At 54.4% G+C, this 25,333-nt stretch carries 22 protein-coding genes; 5 read left to right on the top strand and 17 right to left on the bottom strand.

Features of this window, described 5'->3' with window-relative positions:
• From ispF to cysG, 8 genes are all read right to left on the bottom strand, one after another.
• Positions 1-477, bottom strand: a complete 477-nt coding sequence (gene ispF, locus F3J38_RS22985) for a 2-C-methyl-D-erythritol 2,4-cyclodiphosphate synthase (protein WP_045816453.1) — start codon at positions 475-477, stop codon at positions 1-3.
• On the bottom strand, positions 477-1,193 hold the full coding sequence (gene ispD, locus F3J38_RS22980) for a 2-C-methyl-D-erythritol 4-phosphate cytidylyltransferase (RefSeq protein ID WP_167142515.1): 717 nt from the start codon (positions 1,191-1,193) through the stop codon (positions 477-479). Before ispD ends, ispF begins: the two co-directional genes overlap by 1 nt.
• Positions 1,194-1,196: 3 nt before the next feature.
• A complete protein-coding gene (gene ftsB / locus F3J38_RS22975) occupies positions 1,197-1,514 on the bottom strand; it encodes a cell division protein FtsB (protein ID WP_007893240.1) in 318 nt (105 codons plus the stop codon).
• A 171-nt stretch (positions 1,515-1,685) separates the two neighbouring features.
• Complete coding sequence (locus F3J38_RS22970; protein WP_058961495.1) at positions 1,686-2,006, bottom strand: DUF3561 family protein; 321 nt, start codon at positions 2,004-2,006, stop codon at positions 1,686-1,688.
• Positions 2,007-2,062: 56 nt separating this feature from the next.
• Entirely contained in the window at positions 2,063-2,668 is a 606-nt protein-coding gene (gene cysC / locus F3J38_RS22965; RefSeq protein WP_167142512.1) for an adenylyl-sulfate kinase, read from the bottom strand.
• Complete coding sequence (gene cysN, locus F3J38_RS22960) at positions 2,668-4,095, bottom strand: sulfate adenylyltransferase subunit CysN (protein WP_167142509.1); 1,428 nt, start codon at positions 4,093-4,095, stop codon at positions 2,668-2,670. Before cysN ends, cysC begins: the two co-directional genes overlap by 1 nt.
• A gap of 10 nt (positions 4,096-4,105) precedes the next feature.
• Positions 4,106-5,014, bottom strand: coding sequence for a sulfate adenylyltransferase subunit CysD (gene cysD, locus F3J38_RS22955; protein WP_034823008.1), 909 nt, complete (start codon positions 5,012-5,014; stop codon positions 4,106-4,108).
• A gap of 9 nt (positions 5,015-5,023) precedes the next feature.
• On the bottom strand, positions 5,024-6,439 hold the full coding sequence (cysG, locus tag F3J38_RS22950) for a siroheme synthase CysG (RefSeq protein ID WP_167142506.1): 1,416 nt from the start codon (positions 6,437-6,439) through the stop codon (positions 5,024-5,026).
• A gap of 248 nt (positions 6,440-6,687) precedes the next feature.
• Here cysG and F3J38_RS22945 point away from each other — a divergent pair, with 248 nt between their 5' ends.
• Positions 6,688-7,707 carry an aminopeptidase gene (locus F3J38_RS22945; protein ID WP_167142503.1) on the top strand — a complete coding sequence of 340 codons (1,020 nt, stop codon included), beginning with the start codon at positions 6,688-6,690 and terminating at the stop codon, positions 7,705-7,707.
• Positions 7,708-7,716: 9 nt separating this feature from the next.
• Positions 7,717-8,001, top strand: a complete 285-nt coding sequence (locus F3J38_RS22940; RefSeq protein WP_167142501.1) for a YciI family protein — start codon at positions 7,717-7,719, stop codon at positions 7,999-8,001.
• Positions 8,002-8,071: 70 nt separating this feature from the next.
• Here F3J38_RS22940 and F3J38_RS22935 read toward each other — a convergent pair whose 3' ends face one another.
• The 3 genes from F3J38_RS22935 to cysJ are packed head-to-tail and all read right to left on the bottom strand — an operon-like array spanning position 8,072 to position 12,332.
• Entirely contained in the window at positions 8,072-8,806 is a 735-nt protein-coding gene (locus F3J38_RS22935) for a phosphoadenylyl-sulfate reductase (protein WP_038645152.1), read from the bottom strand.
• Entirely contained in the window at positions 8,803-10,527 is a 1,725-nt protein-coding gene (gene cysI, locus F3J38_RS22930; RefSeq protein ID WP_167142497.1) for an assimilatory sulfite reductase (NADPH) hemoprotein subunit, read from the bottom strand. Before cysI ends, F3J38_RS22935 begins: the two co-directional genes overlap by 4 nt.
• Positions 10,527-12,332, bottom strand: coding sequence for an NADPH-dependent assimilatory sulfite reductase flavoprotein subunit (gene cysJ / locus F3J38_RS22925; RefSeq protein WP_167142493.1), 1,806 nt, complete (start codon positions 12,330-12,332; stop codon positions 10,527-10,529). The genes cysI and cysJ overlap by 1 nt, the downstream gene beginning before the upstream one ends.
• Before the next feature lie 294 nt (positions 12,333-12,626).
• Here cysJ and queD point away from each other — a divergent pair, with 294 nt between their 5' ends.
• Entirely contained in the window at positions 12,627-12,989 is a 363-nt protein-coding gene (gene queD / locus F3J38_RS22920) for a 6-carboxytetrahydropterin synthase QueD (protein ID WP_176505758.1), read from the top strand.
• Positions 12,990-13,119: 130 nt separating this feature from the next.
• Positions 13,120-13,719 carry an inorganic diphosphatase gene (locus tag F3J38_RS22915; RefSeq protein WP_167142492.1) on the top strand — a complete coding sequence of 200 codons (600 nt, stop codon included), beginning with the start codon at positions 13,120-13,122 and terminating at the stop codon, positions 13,717-13,719.
• 191 nt (positions 13,720-13,910) lie between these two features.
• Here F3J38_RS22915 and queE read toward each other — a convergent pair whose 3' ends face one another.
• From queE to rlmD, 6 genes are all read right to left on the bottom strand, one after another.
• Positions 13,911-14,582, bottom strand: coding sequence for a 7-carboxy-7-deazaguanine synthase QueE (gene queE / locus F3J38_RS22910; RefSeq protein ID WP_167142489.1), 672 nt, complete (start codon positions 14,580-14,582; stop codon positions 13,911-13,913).
• Positions 14,583-14,731: 149 nt separating this feature from the next.
• On the bottom strand, positions 14,732-16,027 hold the full coding sequence (eno, locus tag F3J38_RS22905; RefSeq protein ID WP_034823037.1) for a phosphopyruvate hydratase: 1,296 nt from the start codon (positions 16,025-16,027) through the stop codon (positions 14,732-14,734).
• A 77-nt stretch (positions 16,028-16,104) separates the two neighbouring features.
• Positions 16,105-17,742 carry a glutamine hydrolyzing CTP synthase gene (gene pyrG / locus F3J38_RS22900; protein WP_167142486.1) on the bottom strand — a complete coding sequence of 546 codons (1,638 nt, stop codon included), beginning with the start codon at positions 17,740-17,742 and terminating at the stop codon, positions 16,105-16,107.
• Positions 17,743-17,992: 250 nt separating this feature from the next.
• A complete protein-coding gene (gene mazG, locus F3J38_RS22895) occupies positions 17,993-18,784 on the bottom strand; it encodes a nucleoside triphosphate pyrophosphohydrolase (RefSeq protein WP_167142483.1) in 792 nt (263 codons plus the stop codon).
• A gap of 101 nt (positions 18,785-18,885) precedes the next feature.
• Positions 18,886-21,117: a GTP diphosphokinase gene (relA, locus tag F3J38_RS22890; protein WP_167142480.1), complete on the bottom strand. Its 2,232-nt coding sequence runs from the start codon at positions 21,115-21,117 to the stop codon at positions 18,886-18,888.
• A gap of 32 nt (positions 21,118-21,149) precedes the next feature.
• Entirely contained in the window at positions 21,150-22,466 is a 1,317-nt protein-coding gene (gene rlmD / locus F3J38_RS22885; protein ID WP_167142476.1) for a 23S rRNA (uracil(1939)-C(5))-methyltransferase RlmD, read from the bottom strand.
• Positions 22,467-22,556: 90 nt separating this feature from the next.
• Between rlmD and barA the strand changes: the two genes are divergently transcribed.
• The gene (gene barA / locus F3J38_RS22880) at positions 22,557-25,286 is read left to right on the top strand and encodes a two-component sensor histidine kinase BarA (protein WP_167142473.1); all 2,730 of its coding nucleotides are present in this window, start codon (positions 22,557-22,559) and stop codon (positions 25,284-25,286) included.
• Positions 25,287-25,333: the final 47 nt, after the last annotated feature.

Here is a 25,333-nt window from a genome sequence, read left to right as displayed (position 1 = left end):
TTAATCGGCCTTCACCAGCAGCGCCACGGCTTCACAGGCAATGCCCTCACCACGACCGGTAAAGCCAAGTTTCTCCGTCGTGGTCGCTTTGACGTTGACATCATCCATATGGCAGCCCAAGTCTTCAGCGATGTTGACGCGCATCTGTGGCACATGTGGCAGCATTTTCGGCGCCTGCGCAATGATGGTGACGTCAACGTTGCCGATGCGATAACCTTTCTGCTGGATACGACGCCAGGCTTCACGCAGCAAGCCACGGCTGTCTGCCCCTTTGAAGGCGGGATCGGTGTCCGGGAACAGCTTGCCGATATCGCCCATCGCCACCGCACCGAGCAGTGCATCCGTTAATGCATGCAGCGCGACATCGCCATCTGAATGAGCAATAAAACCGTGTTCGAAGGGAATACGCACCCCACCAATCACTAACGGACCTTCGCCGCCAAAAGCGTGAACGTCAAAACCGTGACCGATACGCATCATGCGATCTCCTTTAACTGAATCTGGGTTAGATAGAAGGCCGCCAGCGCCAGATCTTCTGGCCGCGTCACCTTGATATTGTCACTGCGTCCGCTGACGAGTTCTGGATGATAGCCACAATATTCCAGCGCCGACGCTTCATCGGTAATGGTAGCGCCTTCATGGAGTGCACGCGTTAAACATGCCGTCAGCAGCTGATGCGGGAAAAATTGTGGCGTGAGTGCGTGCCAGAGATCTTCGCGTTCAACGGTATGCGCAATCGCCGTTTTGCCGGGTTCAGCACGCTTCATGGTGTCGCGAACCGGCGCCGCCAGAATGCCACCCACTTTACTGTGTTCACGAAGGGCTAATAGCCGCGCTAAATCGTCGGGATGCAGGCAAGGTCTTGCTGCATCGTGCACTAAGACCCAACCACTGTGGTTGATGGCCTGTAATCCGGCCAGCACCGACTCCGCGCGCGTCTCGCCGCCGGTGACGCGCAGCACACGCGGATCCTGCGCCAGGGGTAGCGAGTCAAACCAGCCGTCATCGAGGCTGATCGGCACGATCACCTGTTTCACCGCAGGATGAGCCAGCAAGCGCGCAACACTATGTTCAAGAAGGGTAAATTCGCCGATGGTGAGATATTGTTTCGGGCAGGCAGCCTGCATACGGCTGCCGACACCCGCGGCTGGCACCACGGCAATCACGTCCGCAAGGGAAGAGAGGTTGTTCATGGTTTATCGTTGTTGGTTTTGCGCAGCTTGTTGCGCGTTACGTTTGTTCTGGTCTGGCACCAGGCGATAGAAAGTCTCACCGGGCTTGATCATGCCCAGTTCATTACGTGCGCGTTCCTCGATCGCTTCTGAGCCGCCATTGAGGTCGTCAATTTCGGCAAATAGCTGATCGTTACGCGCTTTTAGTTTGGCGTTGTTCGCCTGTTGTGACGCGACGTCTTCGTTGACGCGCGTATAGTCATGGATACCGTTCTTACCCAGCCACAGAGAATATTGAAGCCATCCCAGCAGCACGAGCAACAGTAGCGTCAGTTTTCCCATCCCCGCCCCCTGAAAAACGGCCCAATCATCCCATAACTTCGCACAGGACTCCACAGTGACAGCGAAAATGCCGCGGACTGAGAATTGTCTGCACAAATAATGGCAGGATTCCGGGGGGAACGGCAGGTAAAGTTTTGTAACCTGCCGATGCGTTTGCACATCAGGTACGGGTTACCAACCAGAGAGAAATGAGAACAGCAGCCAGAACAGGCAGACAACAACAATCGCGGTGATCACCCCACTCCAGAACAATCGCCCACGAATCATTAAGCTCAGTACGATGCCAATCAGGACCGAAACCGGTAACAGCGCGAGGAAGAAAGGCCAGGTGTAGAGAAAGAAGAACAGCGTATTGGAGCCGTAGAGCATGAACGGAATCGCCAGCGCGCACCAGTACGAGAGAAAGCCAATCACGCCGCCCGGCAGTGATGAGCGGGACTCATCCGGGGTGCGTTCATCTTTGCGTGCCAGCATGGGGGTAACGTTCTGCATAGAGATCCTGTTGACGCTAAAAAGCGGCAAACCAAACGAGATTTGCCGCTGTCGGTTCAGGATCTGATGATATCGCGGTGACGCAGGAGGTCTAACAATTGGGCGGTCAAGTTTGTAACTAATTGTTCGCCATCTAAGTGAATTTCTGGCGCGTCTGGCGCCTCATAAACACTGTCGATACCGGTAAAATTGCGCAGCTCACCGGCACGCGCTTTTTTATACAAACCTTTGGGGTCACGCGCTTCACACACGGCCAGCGGCGTATCGACAAACACTTCGATAAACTGCCCGGTGCCGAGCAAATCACGCACCATCTGGCGTTCCGCGCGGTGCGGCGAGATAAAGGCGGTTAATACCACTAAACCGGCATCCACCATCAGTTTCGCCACTTCTCCTACGCGCCGGATGTTCTCTTTACGATCGTCATCGCTGAAGCCGAGGTCACGGCACAGGCCGTGACGCACGTTATCGCCATCCAGCAGATAGGTGCTGACGCCAGCGCGATGCAGCGCCTGCTCCAGCGCACCCGCCACTGTGGATTTTCCCGAGCCTGATAACCCAGTAAACCACAACACCACGCCTTGATGGCCGTGCTGCTGTTCCCGCTCTTCACGGGTGACCGGATGGTCATGCCACACCACGTTTTCGTCGTGTTGGGCCATTACTTGCCACCCAGCAGGTCGCGCGCATTCCAGTGTGGGAAATGACGACGCACCAGTGCATTCAACTCCAGCTCAAATTCACTGTATTGACCGGCTTGCCCACGCACGTCAGTCAGCGGTTGATTGATCATCCCCGCACCGACCGTAACATTGCTCAGGCGATCGATAAAGATCATGCCGCCCGTGACCGGGTTCTGGCGATACGCATCCAGGACCATCGGCTCATCAAAGGTGATTTCCACCAAACCGATGCCGTTCAGCGGCAGGCTTTCCACCGCACGTTTCTCCAGCGTGTTGATCTCCACCTGATGAATGACCTTCTCCACCCGGCCACGCGCTTTCTTACCGGCGATCTTCACTTCATAGCTCTGACCCGGCTGCAGTGGCTGTTCTGCCATCCACACCACGTCCACGGTGGCAGACTGTACCGCCTGCAATTCTGCAGCGGCATCGACCAGCAGATCGCCACGGCTGATGTCGATCTCATCTTTCAGCACCAGCGTGATGGCTTCACCCGCTGCGGCTTCCTGCAAATCGCCATCAAAGGTCACAATACGCGAAATCGTTGACTCGACGCCGGATGGCAGCACTTTCACGCGCTGTCCCACCTGCACGGTACCCGATGCCAGCGTACCGGCATAACCACGAAAATCGAGGTTTGGACGGTTCACATACTGCACCGGGAAGCGCATTGGCTGATGATCCACCACACGGTTCAGTTCCACGGTTTCCAGCACGTCGAGCAGCGTAGGGCCGCTGTACCATGGCATGGTCACACTTGGCGTCGCCACGTTATCGCCTTCCAGCGCAGACATCGGCACAAAGCGAATATCCAGATCTTCAGGGAGCTGGCCAGCAAAATCGAGGTAAGACTGTTTGATCTGTTCAAAAGTCTCTTGCTTGTAATCCACCAAATCCATCTTGTTGATGGCGACGACCAAATGCTTGATACCCAGCAGCGTAGAGATAAAGCTGTGACGACGCGTCTGATCCAGCACGCCTTTGCGCGCATCGATCAGCAGAATCGCCAGATCACAAGTGGATGCGCCAGTCGCCATGTTACGGGTGTACTGCTCATGTCCCGGCGTATCCGCGATGATAAATTTGCGTTTCTCGGTGGAGAAGTAGCGATATGCCACATCAATGGTGATGCCCTGCTCACGCTCGGCTTGCAGGCCATCCACCAGCAGTGCTAAATCCAGCTTCTCACCCTGGGTACCGTGACGCTTGCTGTCGTTGTGCAGCGAAGACAGCTGATCTTCATAAATCTGACGGGTGTCGTGCAGCAGGCGACCAATCAGCGTACTTTTGCCGTCGTCAACGCTACCGCAGGTCAGGAAACGCAGCAGGCTTTTGTGTTGTTGCGCGGTCAGCCAGGCTTCTACACCGCCCTGATCGGCAATCTGTTGTGCAATTACGGTATTCATCTGCGTCTCCTTAGAAATAACCCTGACGTTTCTTCATTTCCATCGAACCGGCCTGGTCGCGGTCAATCACGCGCCCCTGGCGTTCACTGGTGGTGGAGACCAGCATCTCTTCAATAATTTCCGGCAGCGTCTGCGCTTCGGATTCCACCGCACCGGTCAGCGGCCAGCAACCAAGGGTACGGAAACGCACCATGCGCTGTTTGATCACTTCACCGGGTTGCAGATCGATACGGTCGTCATCGATCATCATTAGCATGCCATCACGCTCCAGCACCGGACGTGGCGCGGCGAGATACAGTGGAACGATCTCGATGTTTTCCAGGAAGATGTACTGCCAGATATCCAGCTCGGTCCAGTTGGAGAGCGGGAACACGCGGATGCTTTCGCCTTTGTTGATCTGGCCGTTGTAGTTATGCCACAGCTCAGGACGCTGATTTTTCGGATCCCAACGATGGAAACGGTCGCGGAATGAGTAGATACGCTCTTTGGCACGTGACTTCTCTTCGTCACGACGTGCACCACCAAAGGCAGCATCAAAACCGTACTTATTCAGCGCCTGTTTCAGGCCCTCGGTTTTCATGATGTCGGTGTGCTTAGCACTACCGTGAACGAACGGGTTGATGCCCATCGCCACGCCTTCCGGATTGCGGTGTACCAGCAGCTCGGCACCCATGTTTTTCACCGTGCGATCGCGGAACTCGTACATTTCACGGAATTTCCAGCCGGTATCAACGTGCAGCAGCGGAAATGGCAGCGTGCCCGGATAGAAGGCTTTACGCGCCAGATGCAGCATCACCGAGGAGTCTTTACCAATGGAGTACATCATCACCGGATTGCTGAACTCGGCCGCCACCTCGCGGATGATATGGATACTCTCTGCCTCCAGTTGGCGCAGATGAGTAAGACGATTTTGGTCCATAATTTTTCCTCAAGCCAAATTGACAACGGCGGACTCGCGAGCCCCCTGCTGTGCCGAATGTTGGAACCAGGCTAATTGCCCATGTAAATTCACCACTTCGCCGATCACGATGAGTGCCGGCGTGGGCGCGGCCACTGCCAGCGCCTCAAGTTGATCTAATGTTCCGGTCAGCACTTGCTGATCCTGTCGCGTGCCACAGCCAATCACTGCCACTGGCGTTGAGGCCGCGCGTCCATGTTCAATAAGGCCCGCCGCGATTTCTGCCGCTTTCAACGTGCCCATATAAATCGCTAAGGTCTGACGCGCACGCGCCAGCGTTGGCCAGTCGATGCCTTCGCTATCACTGCGTAAGTGGCCGGTGACAAACAGCACGCTCTGCGCGTGATCGCGATGAGTTAACGGAATCCCGGCATAGGCGGTTGCACCCGCCGCTGCGGTAATGCCCGGCACCACCTGGAACGGAATGCCCGCCGCTTTCGCCGCCTGCAACTCTTCGCCGCCGCGGCCAAAGATAAAGGGATCGCCGCCTTTCAAACGCACCACGCGCTTGCCCTGCTGCGCCAGCTCGACCAGCATCGCATTGGTCTCTTCTTGGGACACGGAGTGTGCTCCAGCGCGTTTACCGACGCAGATGCGGTCAGCATCACGGCGCACCAGTTCCAACACTTCGTCACTCACCAGATGGTCATACAGCACCACATCCGCCAGTTGCATCACCTGCAGGCCACGTAACGTCAGTAAACCGCTGTCACCTGGACCGGCACCCACCAGCGTGATTTCACCCTGATTGTCGTTGCTGTTCTCTAACTCGCGATCCAGTGTGCGTTGTGCTTCATTGACGTTACCGGCTGACATCTGGCTGGCGAACAAACCGTTAAATGCCCGCTCCCAAAAACGACGACGTTCCGACATGCTGTGATAGCGCTGTTTAACCTTGTCACGCCACTGCCCCGCCACTTCAGCCATCTGGCCGAGATTGGCAGGTAACAGCGACTCAATTTTTTCACGCAGTAAGCGGGCCAACACCGGCGCCGTACCGCTAGAGGAGATCGCCACCACCAACGGAGAGCGATCGACAATTGAAGGGAAGATAAAACTGCACTTAGGCTGATCGTCGACGACGTTGACCAGCTTGTGGCGGGCATTTGCGGCGTCAAAGACTTGCGCATTGAGCGCGTTATCATCAGTGGCAGCGATGACTAAGAAGACGCCATCCAGCTGAGCCGGATCGAAGTGATGTGCAATCCACTCAATGGCGTCGATTTCCAGCAGCGCCTGCAACTCATGGCCGAGTTCGCGCGCTGCTACCCGCACGCGCGCACCGGCACGCCGCAGCAGTTCGATTTTACGCGCCGCGATTTCACCACCGCCAACAACCAGCACTGGACGGTTTTTGAGATCGGCAAAGAGAGGCAGATAATCCACGTTAACCTTGTTAGTTTTACAATAAGTTAACGCGACTATACTTTCCCACCTTCTGGCAGATGAAATTACGAATTGGCATTAGTAGTTACCGAATGGAATAACGCCCCAGGATTGCTGATAACAATTTGTGCTTAACAGATGATATTGCTGGTGTTTCGGAGCAATTCAAATTGTGCAATCGCGGTCACAGTTTCATACTAACTCGGAATTTTTTTAGCATCACGGGATGTCACAAAAGGACAATAACTATGTTTGCCACTCTCCGCCGCACCGTGCTGGCTGCACTGATCGCGGGCGGTTTGCCTCTCTTTGCCCATGGTGCGAGCGACGCGCCAGGGCATTTTGCCGAACAGCAGCTGCGCCACATCGCCACCTATTTCCCAGGCCGCATGAGCGGCAGCCCTGCTGAGCTGATGACGGCCGATTATTTGCAGCAGCAATTCACCGAGCTTGGCTACAAAAGTAATACCCGTCAGTTCAATACCAGCTACAACTGGTTAGAGCGCAAGGGTGAAACCCGTGCACGTAAAGTCTCTGCCACGTCGGTGATCGCCGCGCGCAGCGGCGCGGTGCCGCAAGAGATCCTGATCGTCACGCATCTCGATACCTGGACGCCTCTCAGCCACCATGAAGCGGATAACAATCTGGGCGGCCTGCGTTTACAAGGTGTGGACGACAATGCGTCCGGTCTGGGCGTGATGCTGGAACTGGCACAGCAGCTGAGTAAAACCCCACTGCATTACGGCGTGCGCTTTGTCGCGCTTAGCGCTGGTGAAGCCGGGCTGCACGGGATGGATGACTACCTGTCGCGCATGAGTGCGCAGGAGAAAAAGAACACGCTGCTGGTGATCGATCTCAACAGCCTGATCGTAGGCGATCACCTCTATTTTAACAGTGGCGCCAATACCCCTTCAGCAGTTCGCAAGCAGACCAGCGCACACGCCGTGCAGCTGGCGCATCGCTTCGGTATTTCTGCCACCAGCCACACGCTAACGGCACGCGACTATCCGGGCGTGAATCCCTTTGATAAAGCCGGCATGCCGCTGCTGGATGTCACCGCCGCCAACTGGGCGCTGGGTAATAAAGACGGACAGCAGCAGCGGGCGCGCAGTAGCCACTTCCCGGAGGGCAACGTACGCCACCAGACGGACCGCGATAACCTCAATTATCTTGATCGCTGGCTTCCGGGCCGGATTACGCAACGCACGCGTGATAGCGTGAAGATCTTACTGCCGCTGGTCACCGAGCTGGCTAACCCAACAACTTAAGGATTTGCTATGTACGTGGTGTATCTCAACTATTTCCGTCCGGCAGAAGAAGCCGATGCGCTGCTGGCGCCACACATTGAGTGGCTGGATCGTTACTTTGACAGCGGTGACTTTATTGCCGCAGGCCGTAAAGATCCGCGCACCGGCGGTATGGTGCTGGTGAAGGAGATGGATCGCGCCCGTTTGGATACTATCCTCGCGGAAGATCCCTTTGTCGCGGTGGCGCATTATGACGTGACCAAAGTGAACGTGACGCGTGCAGCGGGGGCGTTTGAAGGGTTAAAAGGGATTTAATAAAAAGGAGCGCATCAATGCGCTCCTTATGACAAGTCTGAAAGGTCGGCATTGATGCCGACCCGGTCAATCAACCTTCGTGCAATCCACACTCACGCTTCAGGCCAAAGAAGCGAGTTTCTTCTTCTGCCATGCCCGGTTCCCACTTCTTAGTGGTGTGCGTATCGCCAACCGACAGATAACCTTCGTCCCACAGAGGATGATACTTGAGGCCATGTTGCTTCAGATACTGATGCACCTGACGGTTGTCCCAGTCAATAATCGGTAGAATCTTGAACACGCCGCGCTGTACCGCCAGCACAGGCAAACTGGCACGACTGCCTGACTGGTCACGGCGCAGTCCGGCAAACCATGTCTGCGCCCCCAAGGTTTCGAGCGCACGGTTCATGGGTTCGACCTTGTTGATCTGGTTGTACTGCTCAATCCCCTCGACGCCCTGCTCCCACAGTTTGCCGTAGCGCGCTTCCTGCCATGCTGGAGAAGTCTCAGCACGGAAGATTTGCAGATTAAGATTGAGCTTCTCAGTCAACTCATCAATAAAGCGGTAAGTTTCCGGGAACAGATAGCCGGTATCGGTCAGGATCACCGGCGTATCCGGTTTCTGCTGCGTCACCATATGCAGCAGAACCGCCGCCTGAATACCAAAGCTGGAGGACAGCACAAACGCGCCCGGCATATTCTCCAGCGCCCAGCTCACGCGTTGCTCAGCGGAGAGTTTCTCCAGCTGCACGTTGCTTTCGGCCAATGCCATGATGCGATCGACTTTGCTGCCACTATTCAGTGCTGCGAGATCAAGTACCGTCATACTGCCTCCGAGTCCCAAAAATCACGGGCGGGATCCACCACGGCTTTGATGATGCCCGCGCGAATCACGAAGTCACCGAAGCCTTCATCGGCCTGACGCTCGGTTGCCCAGCGCGCCACCAGCTCATCGATGCTGGCCAGAATTTCGCCTTCGTTGATGTTTTCGCGGTACATGCGTGGAATGCGTGTACCCATGCGATTGCCGCCAATGTGTAAGTTGTAGCGGCCAGGTGCTTTACCCACCAGACCTAACTCCGCCAGCAAAGCACGGCCACAGCCGTTCGGGCAACCGGTAACGCGTAACACTATGTGCTCTTCACCGACGCCGTGCTTATGCATGATCTCTTCAACCTTGGTCACAAACGAAGGCAGGAAGCGTTCGGCTTCGGCCATCGCTAATGGGCAGGTTGGGAAGGCCACGCAGGCCATCGAGTTTTCACGCTGTGGCGTCACCGCTTCCATCAAACCGTGTTCACGGGCGATGGCTTCGATCTGCGCTTTTTGCTTCTCTGGCACACCGGCTACGATCAGGTTCTGGTTGGCGGTTAAACGGAAATCACCCTGATGGATTTTCGCGATTTCGGCGATGCCGCGCTTCAACGGACGTCCCGGATAATCCAGCAGACGACCATTTTCGATAAACAGCGTCAGGTGCCATTTTTTATCGATACCTTTCACCCAACCCACGCGATCGCCACGGGTCGTGAACGCATAAGGCCGAATCGGTTCAAACGTCAGGCCAGCACGCTTTTCCACTTCCGCTTTAAAGGTTTCGACGCCAACACGCTCCAGCGTGTATTTGGTTTTGGCGTTTTTACGATCGGTACGGTTACCCCAGTCGCGCTGGGTGGTCACTACCGCAGCCGCCACATCAAGGATCTTCTCTACCGGCAGGAAGCCAAACTCACTCGCAGTACGCGCATAAGTCGCTTTATTGCCGTGGTCGATCGACAACCCACCGCCAACCAACAGGTTAAAGCCAATCAGCTTGCCGTTCTCCGCAATGGCGATGAAGTTCAGATCGTTGGCGTGCAGATCGACATCGTTATGCGGCGGCACCACCACGGTGGTTTTGAATTTACGCGGCAGATAGGTTTCACCGAGGATCGGCTCTTTATCCGTGGTAGCAACCTTCTCTTTATCCCACCAGATTTCAGCGTAAGCGCGGGTTTGCGGCAGCAGGTGCTCAGAAAGCTTTTTCGCCCACTCGTAGGCTTCCTGGTGCAGTTCCGACTCGACTGGGTTCGAGGTACACAGCACGTTACGGTTTACGTCATTCGCCGTTGCTAATGCATCGAGGCCCACTTCATGCAGCATCTGGTGCGTTGGCTTCACGTTCTTTTTCAGAATGCCGTGAAACTGGAAGGTCTGACGGTTGGTCAGACGGATGCTGCCATAAATGGTTTTGTCGGTCGCAAACTTATCAATCGCCAGCCACTGGGTTGGCGTGATGATGCCGCCCGGCAAGCGGCAACGCAGCATCATTGCGTGGCGCGGTTCCAGTTTCTGCGCCGCACGCTCCGCACGAATATCGCGGTCGTCCTGCTGGTACATACCGTGGAAACGGATCAGCAGGAAGTTATCGCCGCTGAAGCCGCCGGTCAGGCCATCATCGAGATCTTCAAGGATGGTGCCGCGCAGGTAGTTACTCTGTTTTTTCAGACGCTCAGCGTCGACCAGCTTGCCTTCAACGACCAGCGGTCCAGGATGTTTTTCGCTCATTAGTAAACGTCTCGCTGATAACGGCGCTCAATGCGCAGCTCACTTAAAAATTCGTCAGCCGTTTCACGATCCATGCCGCCGTGTTCGACCACCACATCCAGTAATGCCTGCTCAACGTCTTTCGCCATGCGATTAGCGTCGCCGCAGACGTAAAGGTGTGCGCCTTCTTCAATCCAGCGCCACACTTCCGCCCCTTTGGCGCGGATTTTATCTTGTACGTATATTTTCTCAGCCTGGTCACGTGACCACGCTAAATCAATGTTGGTCAGCAAGCCGTCTTTGACGTATTTCTGCCATTCCACCTGATAGAGGAAATCATCGGTGAAGTGCGGGTTACCAAAGAACAGCCAGTTTTTGCCGCCTGCGCCATCATTATCACGCTGCTGCATAAAGGAGCGGAACGGCGCGATACCGGTGCCTGGGCCGACCATGATCACCGGAGTTTCCGGGTTAGCCGGCAAGCGGAAGTTGTCGTTGTGTTCGATGAACACGCGGATCTCGCCGTCTTCTTCGATGCGATCCGCCAGCCAGGTTGACGCACCGCCGCCGCGCTGGCGACCGTCAATCTCGTAACGTACCGCGCCAACGGTGATATGCACTTCAGTGTCGGTTTCCGCTTGTGATGATGCAATCGAATAGAGACGAGGTGTTAAAGGACGCAACAGGCCAGTAAGCTGCTCCGCGTTAAGTTCAGTGGGTGCCTGACGCACCATATCAACAATCGGGAAGCTCTGCGCATAGCTCTGCAACTTCGGCTTATCCCCCGACAGCGCCAGTAGTGCATCATTACGTGAAAGCGCAGCATACTGCTCTACGATCTGCGGCGTGTTCACCGTCAACTCATAATGCTTTTGCAAGGCTTCTGCGAGCGGCAGGTTTTCACCGTTAACATCAACCGGCTCGTCGCCTTTCAGCCACACCAGTTGCAGCAGTTCCTGCACCAGTTCGGCGTCATTCTCAAACCACACGCCCAGCGCATCGCCCGGCTGGTAACGCAGACCTGAATCACCCAAATCGATTTCGATGTGACGCACGTCTTTATCAGAATCGCGGCCAGTAATTTTCTGGTTCACCGCAAAGCTCGCCGTCAATGGGGCTTCTTTGGTGTAAGGGCTGCTGTGGATTTCGTTCACCACGCCAGCCGCCGTCACTGCCGCAACGGCAGAAGGCTCACTCGGCACGCGCGCTTTCAGAATCTCTGTCAGCTGTTGGCGCCAAGCCACGGCTTGCTCTTTGTATTCCACATCCGCATCAACGCGATCGAGCAGACGTTCCGCACCCAGTTCCGCCAGGCGCTCATCAAAATCTTTACCGGCTTTGCTGAAGAATTCGTAAGAGGTATCGCCGAGGCCAAATACCGCAAACGCGGAGCCAGCAGCAAATTTCGGCGCTTTTTTCGACAGCAGGAATTTGTGTAGTGCGACCGCTTCTTCCGGTGGCTCACCCTCACCCTGCGTGGACGTGACCACCACCAGCAGTTTTTCCTGGCCGATTTGTTTAAATTTATAGTCGCCAGCATTGACCAGATTAACACTCAACTTGGCGGCCAGCAGGTCGTCACGCAGCTGTTCAGCCAGGCGACGTGCGTTACCGGTCTGCGATGCGGAGATCAGCGTAATGGTCGGCACCTCGGCCTGAACCGGCGCAGGTGCAGCAACGGCACCCGGTGTCTGATTGACCATGCCCCAGAAGTAGCCGGAGAGCCAGGCCATCTGAGTGGTGTTGAAATCCGTGGTCGCCGCCTGTAAGCGCGCGAGTTGCTCCGGATTGAGCGGGAGCAGTGAACCTGGTGCCTGAGTCGTCATCGCGTTAAAAATTCCAGTGTATGAAGTCCGGACCAATATGTGGCGGAAGAGTGGGTAGGTTACCGGGCCGTATATTAACGATTAAATACGCCTTCGACATAATAAATAACCAAAATGACTAAGTGGTTTTTCGGGTAATGTTAATCGGCAAAAGTGGTAAACAAAAACTCAATTATTCAACGAGTTATAAATGCTTATTCGCTACAACAGTGCGCAAAATGCCCTTTTCATCGTAAGCGGGTGCGAAAAATCTGCGATTCAGGTAGAATTCGGCGGTTTTTAAGTCTGAGAGCTATTATGTCTACCACGCTGTTTAAAGAGTTCCAGTTCGAATCTGCCCACCGCTTACCGCATGTGCCTGAAGGCCATAAATGCGGTCGCTTGCATGGCCATTCTTTCCTGGTACGATTGGAAATCACCGGTGAAGTGGATGCGCATACCGGTTGGGTCATGGATTTTGCTGAACTGAAGGCGGCATTTATGCCGATTTATGATCGCCTCGATCATCACTATTTGAATGATATTCCGGGCCTGGAAAATCCGACCAGCGAAGTGCTGGCGAAATGGATTTGGGATCAGATGAAGCCGATCCTGCCGGAACTGAGTGCAGTGATGATCAAAGAAACCTGTACCGCTGGGTGTACTTATAAAGGTTAATCACTGTTCACGGGCTGCCGCTGTGCAGCCTGACTTTCCTGCTATACGCTTCTTTACGTTCACTTCATCTCGCTGTCATCTGCCCCCACTACGTTGTTGTCTCCTTCATTAAAGATCAAGAGAATCAACAATGAACTTCGTTAAACGCCTTTCTGTCATTGCTTTACTTGTTTCAGCCTCTGCTGCCGTTCAGGCGCAAAACGTACTGGATTTTCCGCAGCCGGATAAAGTCCCGGATGAGTTCTATGCCGTGACTGAGATTCCGGCAGGCGGGATGATCAAATATGAAACCGATGCGAAAACCGGTTTCATCGTTGCTGATCGTTTCCAGTCGATGCCGGTTGCCTACCCAGCAAACTACGGCTCACTGACCCAGTCACTGGGTGGTGATGGCGATCCATTGGATGTGATCTTCTACACTCGCGCGCCACTGCAACCGGGCACGCTGATCAAACTACGTCCGATTGGCGTGCTGAAGATGATTGATGGCGGCGAAGTGGACGACAAGATTGTTGCGGTTCCGACCAGCAAAATCGACCCAACCTATGATGACATCAAAGAGATGAAAGATTTGCCGAAGATGGAGCAAGAGCGTCTGGAAGCCTTCTTCCGCGTGTACAAGCAGTTGCCAGATGGCCGTAAGAAAGTTGAGCTGAATGGTTTTGAAGATGCGGCAAAAGCCAAGGCTGAAATCAAGCAGGCTTTCGACGCGTATAAAGCGAAGCATTAATACGCCAGGCTGCACCGGTGCGGTTTTGAACAGGGTCGCCATAAATGGCGTCTGCTACGGTGCGGTCTAGAACACGGTCGCCATAAATGGCGTCTGCTACGGTGCGGTCTCGAACAGGGTCGCCATAAATGGCGACCCTACAGTATTCGGTGCGGTTTTCGTAGGGTGCGCATTGATGCGCACCGAATTCATCAAGCGATATTCAAATACTTATGCGTCTGCATCGAAAGACGCCAGTTGCGCGCAATACAGGTCTCAATACACAGTTTGGTGGCCGCATCACCACGGCTGATCGGTTGCAATGCCACGATGCGCTTCTTGTCATCGTGCAAGCCTGCCAGCAGCCCATCCAAGGCTTCCACATCACGCTCACGCGCCACCGGATGTTTAATCTCATCGGCACGCTGCAACGCTTGCGGCAGCACATCGTAACCGCCACGCATATTCACCTTCGGTGAAACCGTCACCCAGGTGGCGTCCGAACAGTGCACTTCATGCGTACCGCTGGTCTCAATCTGACACTCAAAGCCGGCGGCTTCTAATGCTTCGGTTAACGGACGCAAATCAAAAATAGCCGGTTCGCCACCGGTGATCACCACATGGCGTGCAGTCCAGCCCTGACGTTGAATGGTCTCGATCAGCATCGCCGCATCGGCGCTGCCCCAGGCATCACTCTCCACGGTTTTCACCAGAATGTCGCCCAGCGAGGTCTCCCGATTGGCCAGTTTTTCCCACGTATGCTTGGTATCACACCAGCTACAGCCCACTGGACATCCCTGTAAGCGGATGAACAGCGCCGGAACACCGGTGTAAAATCCTTCGCCCTGTAGGGTCTGGAACATTTCGTTAATCGGGTAGAACATTTTTTACTCACGTCTAAAATTCGAGGCGCAGATTATGGCAGATTTTCACCGCCGGTTCACAGCTGCTTCGTGCCAAAAAAGCAAAAGCCCCGCACAAGGCGGAGCTTTATCAGCGATGATGCGGCCAATCAGGCCACATCAACAGACCCTTACTGGCCTTTAACTTCTTTCAGACCGTTGAACGGGGCTTTGTCGCCCAGCGCTTCTTCGATACGAATCAGTTGGTTGTACTTAGCAACACGGTCAGAACGGCTCATAGAACCGGTTTTGATCTGGCCTGCTGCAGTGCCGACCGCCAGGTCTGCGATGGTCGCATCTTCAGTTTCACCTGAACGGTGTGAAATCACCGCGGTGTAACCTGCATCTTTTGCCATCTTGATTGCAGCCAGAGTTTCGGTCAGAGAACCGATCTGGTTGAATTTGATCAGGATGGAGTTAGCGATGCCTTTATCAATGCCTTCTTTCAGGATCTTGGTGTTGGTCACGAACAGGTCGTCACCTACCAGCTGAATTTTGTCGCCCAGTACTTTGGTCTGGTAAGCGAAGCCCGCCCAGTCAGACTCGTCCAAACCGTCTTCGATAGACACGATTGGGTACTGTTTGGTCAGGTCTTCCAGGAAGTGCGTGAACTCTTCAGAGGTGAAGGCTTTGTTGCCTTCGCCAGCCAGCACATATTTGCCGTCTTTGTAGAATTCAGACGCTGCACAGTCCATCGCCAGGGTGATGTCTTTGCCCAGCTCGTAGCCTGCTGCTTTTACCGCTTCAGCGATAACAGCCAGTGCTTCGGCGTTAGAACCCAGGTTAGGCGCGTAGCCACCTTCGTCACCGACCGCAGTGCTCATGCCTTTGGCTTTCAGAACTTTTGCCAGGTTGTGGAAAACTTCAGAACCCATACGGATGGCTTCTTTCACGTTTTTCGCGCCAACAGGCTGAATCATGAATTCCTGGATATCAACGTTGTTATCCGCGTGCTCACCACCGTTGATGATGTTCATCATAGGCAGTGGCATAGAGAATTTGCCTGGGGTGCCGTTCAGTTCTGCGATGTGCGCATACAGTGGCAGACCTTTAGAGGCCGCAGCCGCTTTAGCCGCAGCCAGCGAAACCGCCAGAATGGCGTTAGCGCCGAAGTTGGATTTGTTCTCAGTACCGTCCAGCTCGATCATGATCTTATCGATGTTCGCCTGGTCTTTGGCATCTTTACCGGTTACCGCAGCAGCGATAGGACCGTTAACAGCGGCAACCGCTTTGGTCACGCCTTTGCCCAGGAAACGAGATTTGTCACCGTCACGCAGCTCCAGTGCTTCGCGAGAACCGGTTGAAGCACCTGATGGCGCAGCAGCCAGACCAACGAAACCGCCTTCCAGATGCACTTCTGCTTCTACAGTCGGGTTGCCACGGGAGTCGATGATTTCGCGACCGATGACTTTTACGATTTTGGACATTCGATTTTCCTCAGTACAAGTTAGTCAATCCTAAGACAAACAACGCGCGAAGAGTTCGCGCGCTGTTCGTTAAACTTTTACTTCGCTAACCGCTTCTGGTGCTCCTGCGCGGCTTTAACAAAGCCAGCGAACAGCGGATGACCATCACGCGGGGTCGACGTGAATTCCGGGTGGAACTGACAAGCTACAAACCACGGATGGTTCGGGAGTTCGATGATCTCCACCAGCTGGTCGTCACCGGAACGGCCCGCAATATGCAGACCCGCCGCTTCAATCGGCTTCAACAGCAGATTGTTGACTTCATAACGATGGCGGTGACGTTCGGTAATCACGTCAGAACCATACAGCTGGCGCACTTTGCTTTCTGGCGTCAACTGGCACTGCTGGCTACCCAGACGCATGGTGCCGCCCAGATCGCTCTGCTCACTACGTTGCTCAACGTTGCCTTCTTCATCACGCCATTCAGTGATCAGCGCGACCACTGGGTACTTACAGTCTGGCACAAATTCCGTTGAGTTGGCGTCTGCCATCCCTGCCACGTTGCGTGCGAATTCCATCAGCGCAACCTGCATACCCAGGCAGATACCGAGGTAAGGGATGTTGTTCTCACGAGCGTATTGCGCCGTCAGCATTTTGCCTTCCACACCACGGTAGCCGAAGCCGCCCGGGATCAGGATAGCATCCAGATCTTTCAGAATTTCGACACCGCGAGATTCCACATCCTGCGAATCAATCAGCTTGATGTTCACGGTTACACGATTTTTCAGGCCACCGTGCTTCAGCGCTTCAATCACCGATTTGTACGCATCTGGCAGTTCGACATATTTGCCGACCATACCAATGGTCACTTCGCCGCCCGGATTGGCTTCTTCATAGATAACCTGTTCCCATTCGGCCAGGTTCGCTTCCGGTGCGCTCAGATTGAAACGCTTGCAGATATAGTCATCCAGACCCTGTGATTTCAACAGGCCAGGAATCTTGTAGATGGAATCCACATCTTTCAGGGAAATAACCGCTTTCTCTGGCACGTTACAGAACAGGGCGATCTTCGCACGTTCGTTGGCCGGCACAGCACGGTCAGAACGGCAGATCAGCACATCAGGCTGGATACCGATTGACAGCAGCTCTTTCACTGAATGCTGGGTTGGCTTGGTTTTCACTTCGCCTGCAGCCGCCATATACGGCACCAGCGTCAGGTGCATGTACATGGTATGTTCGCGGCCCACATCAACCGCCATCTGGCGGATCGCTTCGAGGAACGGCAGGGATTCGATATCACCCACAGTACCGCCGATTTCCACCAGCACGACATCATGACCTTCGCCGCCTTCGATAATGCGTTCTTTGATGGCGTTGGTGATGTGTGGGATGACCTGAATCGTGGCGCCCAGATAGTCACCGCGACGCTCTTTGCGCAGCACTTCTGAGTAGATACGACCGGTCGTAAAGTTGTTGCGGCGCGACATTTTGGTACGGATGAAGCGCTCGTAGTGACCCAAGTCCAGATCGGTTTCGGCCCCATCATCGGTAACAAACACTTCACCGTGCTGCGTTGGGCTCATGGTACCCGGATCGACGTTGATGTACGGATCGAGTTTCATGATGGTCACATTCAGACCACGTGCTTCAAGGATGGCTGCGAGGGAGGCTGCGGCAATGCCTTTGCCCAGAGAGGATACGACCCCGCCGGTCACAAAAATATAATTCGTTGTCATGCTGAACCTGAGAGTTTAGGTTTAAAGACGGTGGAATAACCAAGACGGGAAAATAGTATACCCGAAGTCGTCCTAAGCCACAATTGATGAATCACATCACCCCCCACGCATTGTAGCCAGTAACATAGCGGATAGGCCGGGGGGAAATGTTGACGTGCGTCACAAAGTTGCCGCAAAGCTGAATCGAGTAAGCTTAAACGGCTAAAATATGCACTACGCAGGAATAATCGCCAATTTAAGGAATAATCGCTTAGTCTTTGTTCTCACTCACTTTCACCTGTTGCCAGGCCGCTTCCATTTGTTCCAACGTCGCATCGTTCATCGCCATCCCCTGCTCGCTGATAATCGTTTCAACCTGGCGGAAGCGGCGCTCAAATTTATCGTTGGCTTTCTGCAGCGCCACTTCCGCTTTGCTGCCCAAATGGCGGGAAAGATTGACCGTAGCGAACAGTAAATCGCCAATTTCCTCTTCCAGCTTGTCGCTGTCGATCACTGCCTGCTGCGCTTCGTGCATCACTTCATCGATCTCTTCATGCACTTTATCCAGCACCGGGCCAAGGCTATTCCAGTCAAAGCCTACGGTGTTACAGCGCTTCTGAATTTTATAGGCGCGCATCAGTGCAGGTAACGCTTTAGGAATGTCATCCAGCACCGAGTGTTGTGACTTCTCGGCACGCTCGCTGTGTTTGATCGCCTCCCAGTTCATCAGCACTTCCTGCGTGGTCTCAGCCGTGACATCACCGAAAATATGGGGATGGCGGCGCTCCAGTTTGTCACTGATGGCGTTGCAGATGTCATCGAAATTGAAACGCTGCTGCTCATCGGCCATTTGCGCATAGAACACCACCTGGAATAGCAGATCACCGAGTTCTCCGCGCAGATCGTCAAAGTCTTCACGCTGGATGGCATCAATCACTTCGTAAGTCTCTTCCAGCGTATAGGGGGCGATAGATGCGAAGGTCTGCTGCCGATCCCACGGGCAACCGCGCTCGGGGTCGCGCAGGGTTTGCATGATGGTGAGCAGACGGTTTAGGGCAGTCATGAGGAATCCTTATGGATTAAAATGGAAAAGGTCGCCATAAATGGCGACCCTGTGGCGCACCGACACCCTCTAAGGGCGCCATTTATGGCGACCTGGAATAATCAGTTCAATCGACGCGCGTCGATAATATCCGGCACCTGATTCAGGCGTGCCAGCACGCGGCCTAGCACCTGCTGGTTGTAGATTTCGATATCCATATCTATGGTTGCCAGCTGCTTTTTGGTGTCGCTGCGGCTGGATACGCCCAACACATTCACCTTCTCATTCGCCAGAATAGTGGTGATGTCACGCAGTAAACCGCTGCGATCGTTGGCGGTCACGCGCACCACCAGCGAATAACCGCTGGAATAATCTTCGCCCCATACGGCATCAACAATACGTTCTGGCGCATGAGAGATCAGTTCACTCAACTGGTCGCAATCAGCGCGATGGATTGAAATGCCCCGGCCTTGGGTGATAAAGCCGACGATATCGTCGCCCGGAATCGGCTGGCAGCAGCGTGCAATGTGGTGCAGCAAATTGCCCACCCCTTCCACCACCACGCGTCCGCTCTCTTTACGCGGCGATGGCGTGTAAGCTTTTTGCGTCAGTTGACGCAGCGCTTCGCGATCTTCCTCTTCGGCGCTGGGCTTATTGAGCTTGGCCTGCAGGAAGTTGACCATCTGATTGAGGCGAATATCGCCGCCGCCAATCATGGCTAACAGTTCATCCTGTGAGCTGACGTTGTAACGCGGCAGCAGAATTTTTTCTGCATCGCGGAAACTGATATCCAGCTGGCTCAACTCACTTTCAAGAATCTGGCGGCCAGCCAGAATGTTCTTGTCGCGATCCTGTTTGCGGAACCAGGCGTGAATTTTTGAACGGCCACGGCTAGTGGTGATATAGCCAAGGTTCGGGTTCAGCCAGTCGCGGCTCGGATTCGGCTGCTTCTGGGTGATCACTTCAATCTGATCGCCCATCTGCAACTGATAGGTAAAGGGCACAATGCGGCCGCTGATTTTGGCACCAATGCAGCGATGCCCAATATCACTGTGAATGTGATACGCGAAGTCGAGCGGCGTCGAACCCGAAGGTAAATCGACGACGTCACCTTTCGGGGTAAAGACATATACGCGGTCATCAAACACCTGGCTGCGCACCTCTTCCAGCATCTCGCCAGAGTCGGACATCTCTTCCTGCCAGGTGATCAGCTTACGCAGCCATGCAATGCGCTCTTCATGGCCCGCCGCTCCACGCGCGTTGCTGGACGTTGGGCCTTCTTTGTATTTCCAATGCGCCGCCACACCCAATTCCGCATCTTCATGCATCTGGCGGGTACGGATCTGGATTTCTACCGTTTTGCCTTGTGGACCCAGCACCACGGTATGAATCGATTGATAGCCGTTCGGTTTCGGGTTGGCGACATAATCATCAAATTCACTTGGCAAGTGGCGATACAGCGTGTGCACCGTACCCAGCGCACCGTAGCAATCCTGCAAACGCTCCGCGACGATGCGCACCGCACGCACATCGAACAGCTCGTCGAACGCCAGCGACTTCTTCTGCATCTTGCGCCAGATACTGTAGATGTGTTTCGGGCGGCCATACACTTCAGCACGTACGCCTTCTTTCTGCATCTCAGTACGCAGGTTCTGTACGAAGTCATCGATATAGCTTTCACGATCGATACGGCGCTCATGCAGCAGTTTCGCGATGCGCTTATATTCATCAGGATGCAGATAACGGAAGCAGTAATCTTCCAGCTCCCATTTGAGCTGGCCGATACCGAGGCGGTTAGCCAGCGGCGCATAGATGTTGGTGCTCTCTTTCGCTGCCAGTACGCGCTCATCTTCTGGCGCGTCCTTCATCTCACGCAGGTGAGCGATACGCTCCGCCAACTTGATGACCACACAGCGAAAATCTTCCACCATGGCCAATAACATGCGGCGCACGTTATCCACCTGTTCAGAGGCCATGGAGTCGTTATGGATCGCTTTAAGTTGGCGAATGGCGTCCATATCGCGTACGCCGTGTACCAGCGACACAATGCCTTTACCGAAGGCCTGTTCCAGGTCCTCTTCGCTCACCACATCGGCATTCGCCAGCGGGAACAACAAGGCGGCACGTAAGCTGTCGATGTCCATACTAAGCATGGTGAGGATTTCCACCATTTCAATACCGCGCCACAGCAGCAGAGCCTGATCTGGATGGTCGTGCGTTTCGGCTTCACAGTAGCGCCACGCATCCGCCAGTCGCTGGCAAGATTGCGGATTATGAATACTCAAACTGGCGATCCACTGGTCCAGGGCGAACTCCCCTGCCGTATTTAAATGCGCACTTCTAACCGCAACCATATCCTCTCCTGCCATAACGACGAAGTCGTCGCTTATGTTTTGCTGAACAGCACCATGGATTCGAGATGACTGGTATGTGGGAACATATCCAGCATCGCGACCCTTTCCAAATGGTAGCCCGCCGACAGTAATGCCTGACTGTCGCGCGCAAGTGTTGTTGGGTTACAGGAAACATAGACCACACGTTGCGGCGCAAGTTTAACGATGTGCGACATCACACCTGCTGCCCCAGCACGCGCTGGATCCAGTAACACCTTGTTAAATCCCTGTGCTGCCCACGGCTGGCGGGCAACGTCTTCCTCCAGGTTGTGCTGGAAAAAGCGGACATTTTTAAGATTATTCAGCTCAGCATTATACGCTGCCTGCTGGACTAATGCTGCAACACCCTCCACACCCACGGCATTTTGTACAAACTTTCCTATTGGCAAAGTAAAGTTGCCCATGCCGCAAAACAGATCCAGTACGCGATCCTCAGGTTGCAAATCCAGCCACTCAATGGCCTTTGCCACCATCTGCTGATTCACGCCATCGTTAACCTGAATAAAATCTTGTGGACTAAAAGTGAGTCTTAAATCAAAGGATTGGTAAAAGGGTGCGTAGTCACCCAACGGCTGCAAGTTGTCACTGCCGTCTGCCAGATAGCACATCAGCTGATGATCATGCGAAAAACGTTCCAGTTTTACGCGATCGGCAGCGGACAATGCATCAAGATGACGCAGTACCATCAGGGGGCCATTGTCAGCCAGAACCAATTCCAGATGTCCCAAACGCCTGACGGCCTGGAGCGAACTGAGGCACTGGTGCAACGGCTGGATTAGCGCCTCAAGCTGGGGCGCCAAAATAGTGCACTGCTTCAATTCAACCAAATCGTTACTGGCCGCCTGACGAAACCCCATCTGTAAGCGCTGCTGCTTAGGCTGCCACTGCAACCCCAAACGCGCACGACGGCGATAGCCCCAACTCTGACCACTGATAATCTCATCGACATGCACGGGCAAGGGGGCATCCTGACTAAGCAGGCGACTGAGCGCGCGCGCTTTACTGGCTTCCTGCAACGCTATGGCCGCATGCTGCTGCTGACAGCCACCACAGACTCCGAAGTGCACGCAGCGCGGTTTCTCACGCTGCGCGCTCGGGTTGATTATCTTCGTGGCTTTAGCGCGCGCATATTGACGTTTATCCTCAATGACCGTGACCTCTGCCTGTTCACCCGGCAGCGCACCACTCACAAACATCGCCTTTCCTTTATGGCGCGCAACACCTTGCCCAAAGGGATCAAGGTCTTCAATGGTGACGGTAATACGAAGCTTGGTCGTCACACGCTGTTTTGCGGAGTAAAATTGCGCCATAGTGTTGTGAATTCTCTATATTAATTGGGTGTGCCGCCGCTATCGGTTTGTGCACAGGGATAAAATGCCAGGAGTCGCCAGGCCACAATTATGACCAAATATAGCCTGCGGGCACGAATGATGATTTTGATACTGGCGCCAACGCTGATGATTGGCCTGCTGCTCAGTACCTTCTTCGTGGTTCACCGCTATAACGAGTTACAGCATCAGGTGCGCGACGCGGGTTCTAACATCATTGAACCGCTGGCAGTCTCGAGCGAATATGGCATGACCTGGCACAACCGCGATGCAATTCGCGAGCTGGTCAGTCTACTACATCGTCGTCATTCCGATATTGTCCGTGCCATTACCATTTTCGACAACAACAATCACATCTACGTCACCTCAAACAACAACCAAAACCTCGCGTTGTTGCAAAAAGAAGACATCTCGACCCTTGAAGATGGCGTATCGGTTGAGCGCCACGGCAATTTGATGGTGCTGCGCACCCCGATTATCTCAGAACGCTATTCCGTGGATGAACTGCCCGGTGAAGATGCCAAACCCGCGGGAAATCCGTTGGGTTATGTGGCGATTGAACTCGATCTGCAATCGGTGCGGCTGGAGCAGTACAAAGAGGTGTTTGTCGCCACTTTGCTGTTACTGTTCTGTTTGTGCATCGCCATGCTGTTTGCCTATCGCCTGATGCGCGACGTCACTGGGCCGATTCGTAACATGGTTTCCACCGTGGACCGAATTCGTCGCGGCCAACTCGACAGCCGCGTCGATGGCTACATGCTGGGCGAACTGAGTATTCTGAAAAACGGCATCAATGCCATGGCGATGTCACTCACCGCCTATCACGAAGAGATGCAGCAGAATATCGATCAGGCTACTTACGATCTGCGTGAAACGCTGGAACAGCTAGAGATTCAAAACGTCGAGTTGGATCTGGCGAAGAAGCGTGCCCAAGAGGCGGCGCGTATCAAATCTGAATTCCTTGCCAATATGTCACATGAGTTGCGCACACCGCTGAATGGCGTGATTGGCTTTACCCGTCAGATGCTAAAAACCGGACTCAGCACCAACCAGCGCGATTACATGAGCACCATTGAGCGTTCCGCCAATAATTTGTTGAGTATCATCAACGATGTTCTCGACTTCTCGAAGCTGGAAGCAGGCAAACTGGTGCTGGAGTCGATCCCCTTCCCGCTGCGCGCCACGCTGGATGAAACCCTCGTCCTACTGGCACCGTCCGCGCATGACAAAGGTCTGGAGATCACCGTCTGCCTGGAAAAACAGGTGCCGGACAATGTGATTGGTGACCCGCTGCGTCTGCAGCAGATCCTGATTAACCTGATTGGCAACGCCATTAAATTCACCGAGCGCGGTCACATCGATTTGCGTGTGGAGTTGCGTAATCTCAGCACCACCCGCGCTGAACTGGAAATCCAGGTGCATGATACCGGCATCGGTATTTCAGAACAGCAGCAGTCGCAGTTGTTCCAGGCATTCCGCCAAGCGGATGCCAGCATTTCTCGTCGCCACGGCGGCACCGGCTTGGGCTTGGTCATTACCCAGAAGCTGGTCAGTGAAATGGGCGGTGAGATAGCCTTCCACAGCCGTCAGAATCAGGGTTCAACCTTCTGGGTCCACATTCATCTGGATCTCAATCCGAATGCTCCTCCCATCCCACGCATGCTGGAGGATTTACGCGCCATCCCGCTTGCCTATATCGAGCCGCATGCTGCCGTTGCAAAGGCGGTAAAAGAGATGTTGAGCATTACGCCATTGCAGGTCCAGCACTATGCGACGCTGGAGGAGATGCCGGATACGTATTTCCCACTGCTTTTGATGGGGTTGCCCGTCAGCGATCCGCACCCTACCACGCTCTCCGATGCGCTGATTACGCGCCTGCGATCTCATGCGGACTCCGTACTGTTAGCCTTACCGAGCGAAATGATGCTGTTTGCAGACGATCTGCGTGCACGTGGCATTGCGGGCTGCATTGCGAAACCGGTCTCCTTAACGCGGTTGCTGCCGATGCTGTTGGATTTGCACAGTCGGCAAAGCGATGCGCGGCCCCGCAGTGCCCGTCAACCCTTAACGGTCATGGCCGTAGATGACAACCCTGCCAACCTGAAGTTGATTGGCGCGTTGCTGGAAGAAGAGGTGCAGCACATCATCTTGTGCGACAACGCTGAACAGGCGATTCGCCAGGCGAGGCTGCACAAGCTGGACGTGATACTGATGGACATTCAAATGCCGGATATTGATGGCATCCGCGCCAGTGAAATCATCCGCAACCTGCCGCTACATGCCAACACGCCGATTGTGGCTGTCACTGCTCATGCACTGGATGGTGAGCGTGAACAACTAATAGGTGCAGGCATGAACGACTATCTTGCCAAGCCGATTGATGAGGGCAAGCTCAGTCAATTGCTGCAACGCTACGCGCCGAAAAGGGCAACAGCGCCGGTGTTACAGCCAGACGTTGCGCCGTCTCTCGACTGGACGCTGGCTCTGCGCCAGGCGGCAAATAAACCCGATCTGGCGCGAGATTTGCTGCAAATGCTGCTGGATTTTCTGCCCGAAGTGGAAGATCGCGTGGAGAAATGCATCGCCAGCAATGATGTGGCCGGGCTGCGCGAAATCATCCACAAGCTGCACGGCAGTGCAAGCTACAGCGGCGTACCAAGGCTTAAACAGCTGTGCCTGCAGTTAGAGAAGAGTTTGCATCAGGAAAGCGATATTGAGGCGCTGGAACCCGAACTGCTGGAGATGAGCGACGAGATGGCGAATGTCGCCAGAGAGGCGCGCAAGGTGCTGGGCGTCATATGATTTCGTAAACAGAATGGTAGCGGCGAAAGTACCTCGCCTTGCCTGAA

Origin of the sequence: Candidatus Pantoea formicae, assembly GCF_011752625.1 — a bacterium.
Lineage (GTDB): Bacteria > Pseudomonadota > Gammaproteobacteria > Enterobacterales > Enterobacteriaceae > Pantoea > Pantoea formicae.
Note: the sequence above shows the minus strand (reverse complement) of the source record. Positions and strands in the feature narration are given on the sequence as shown.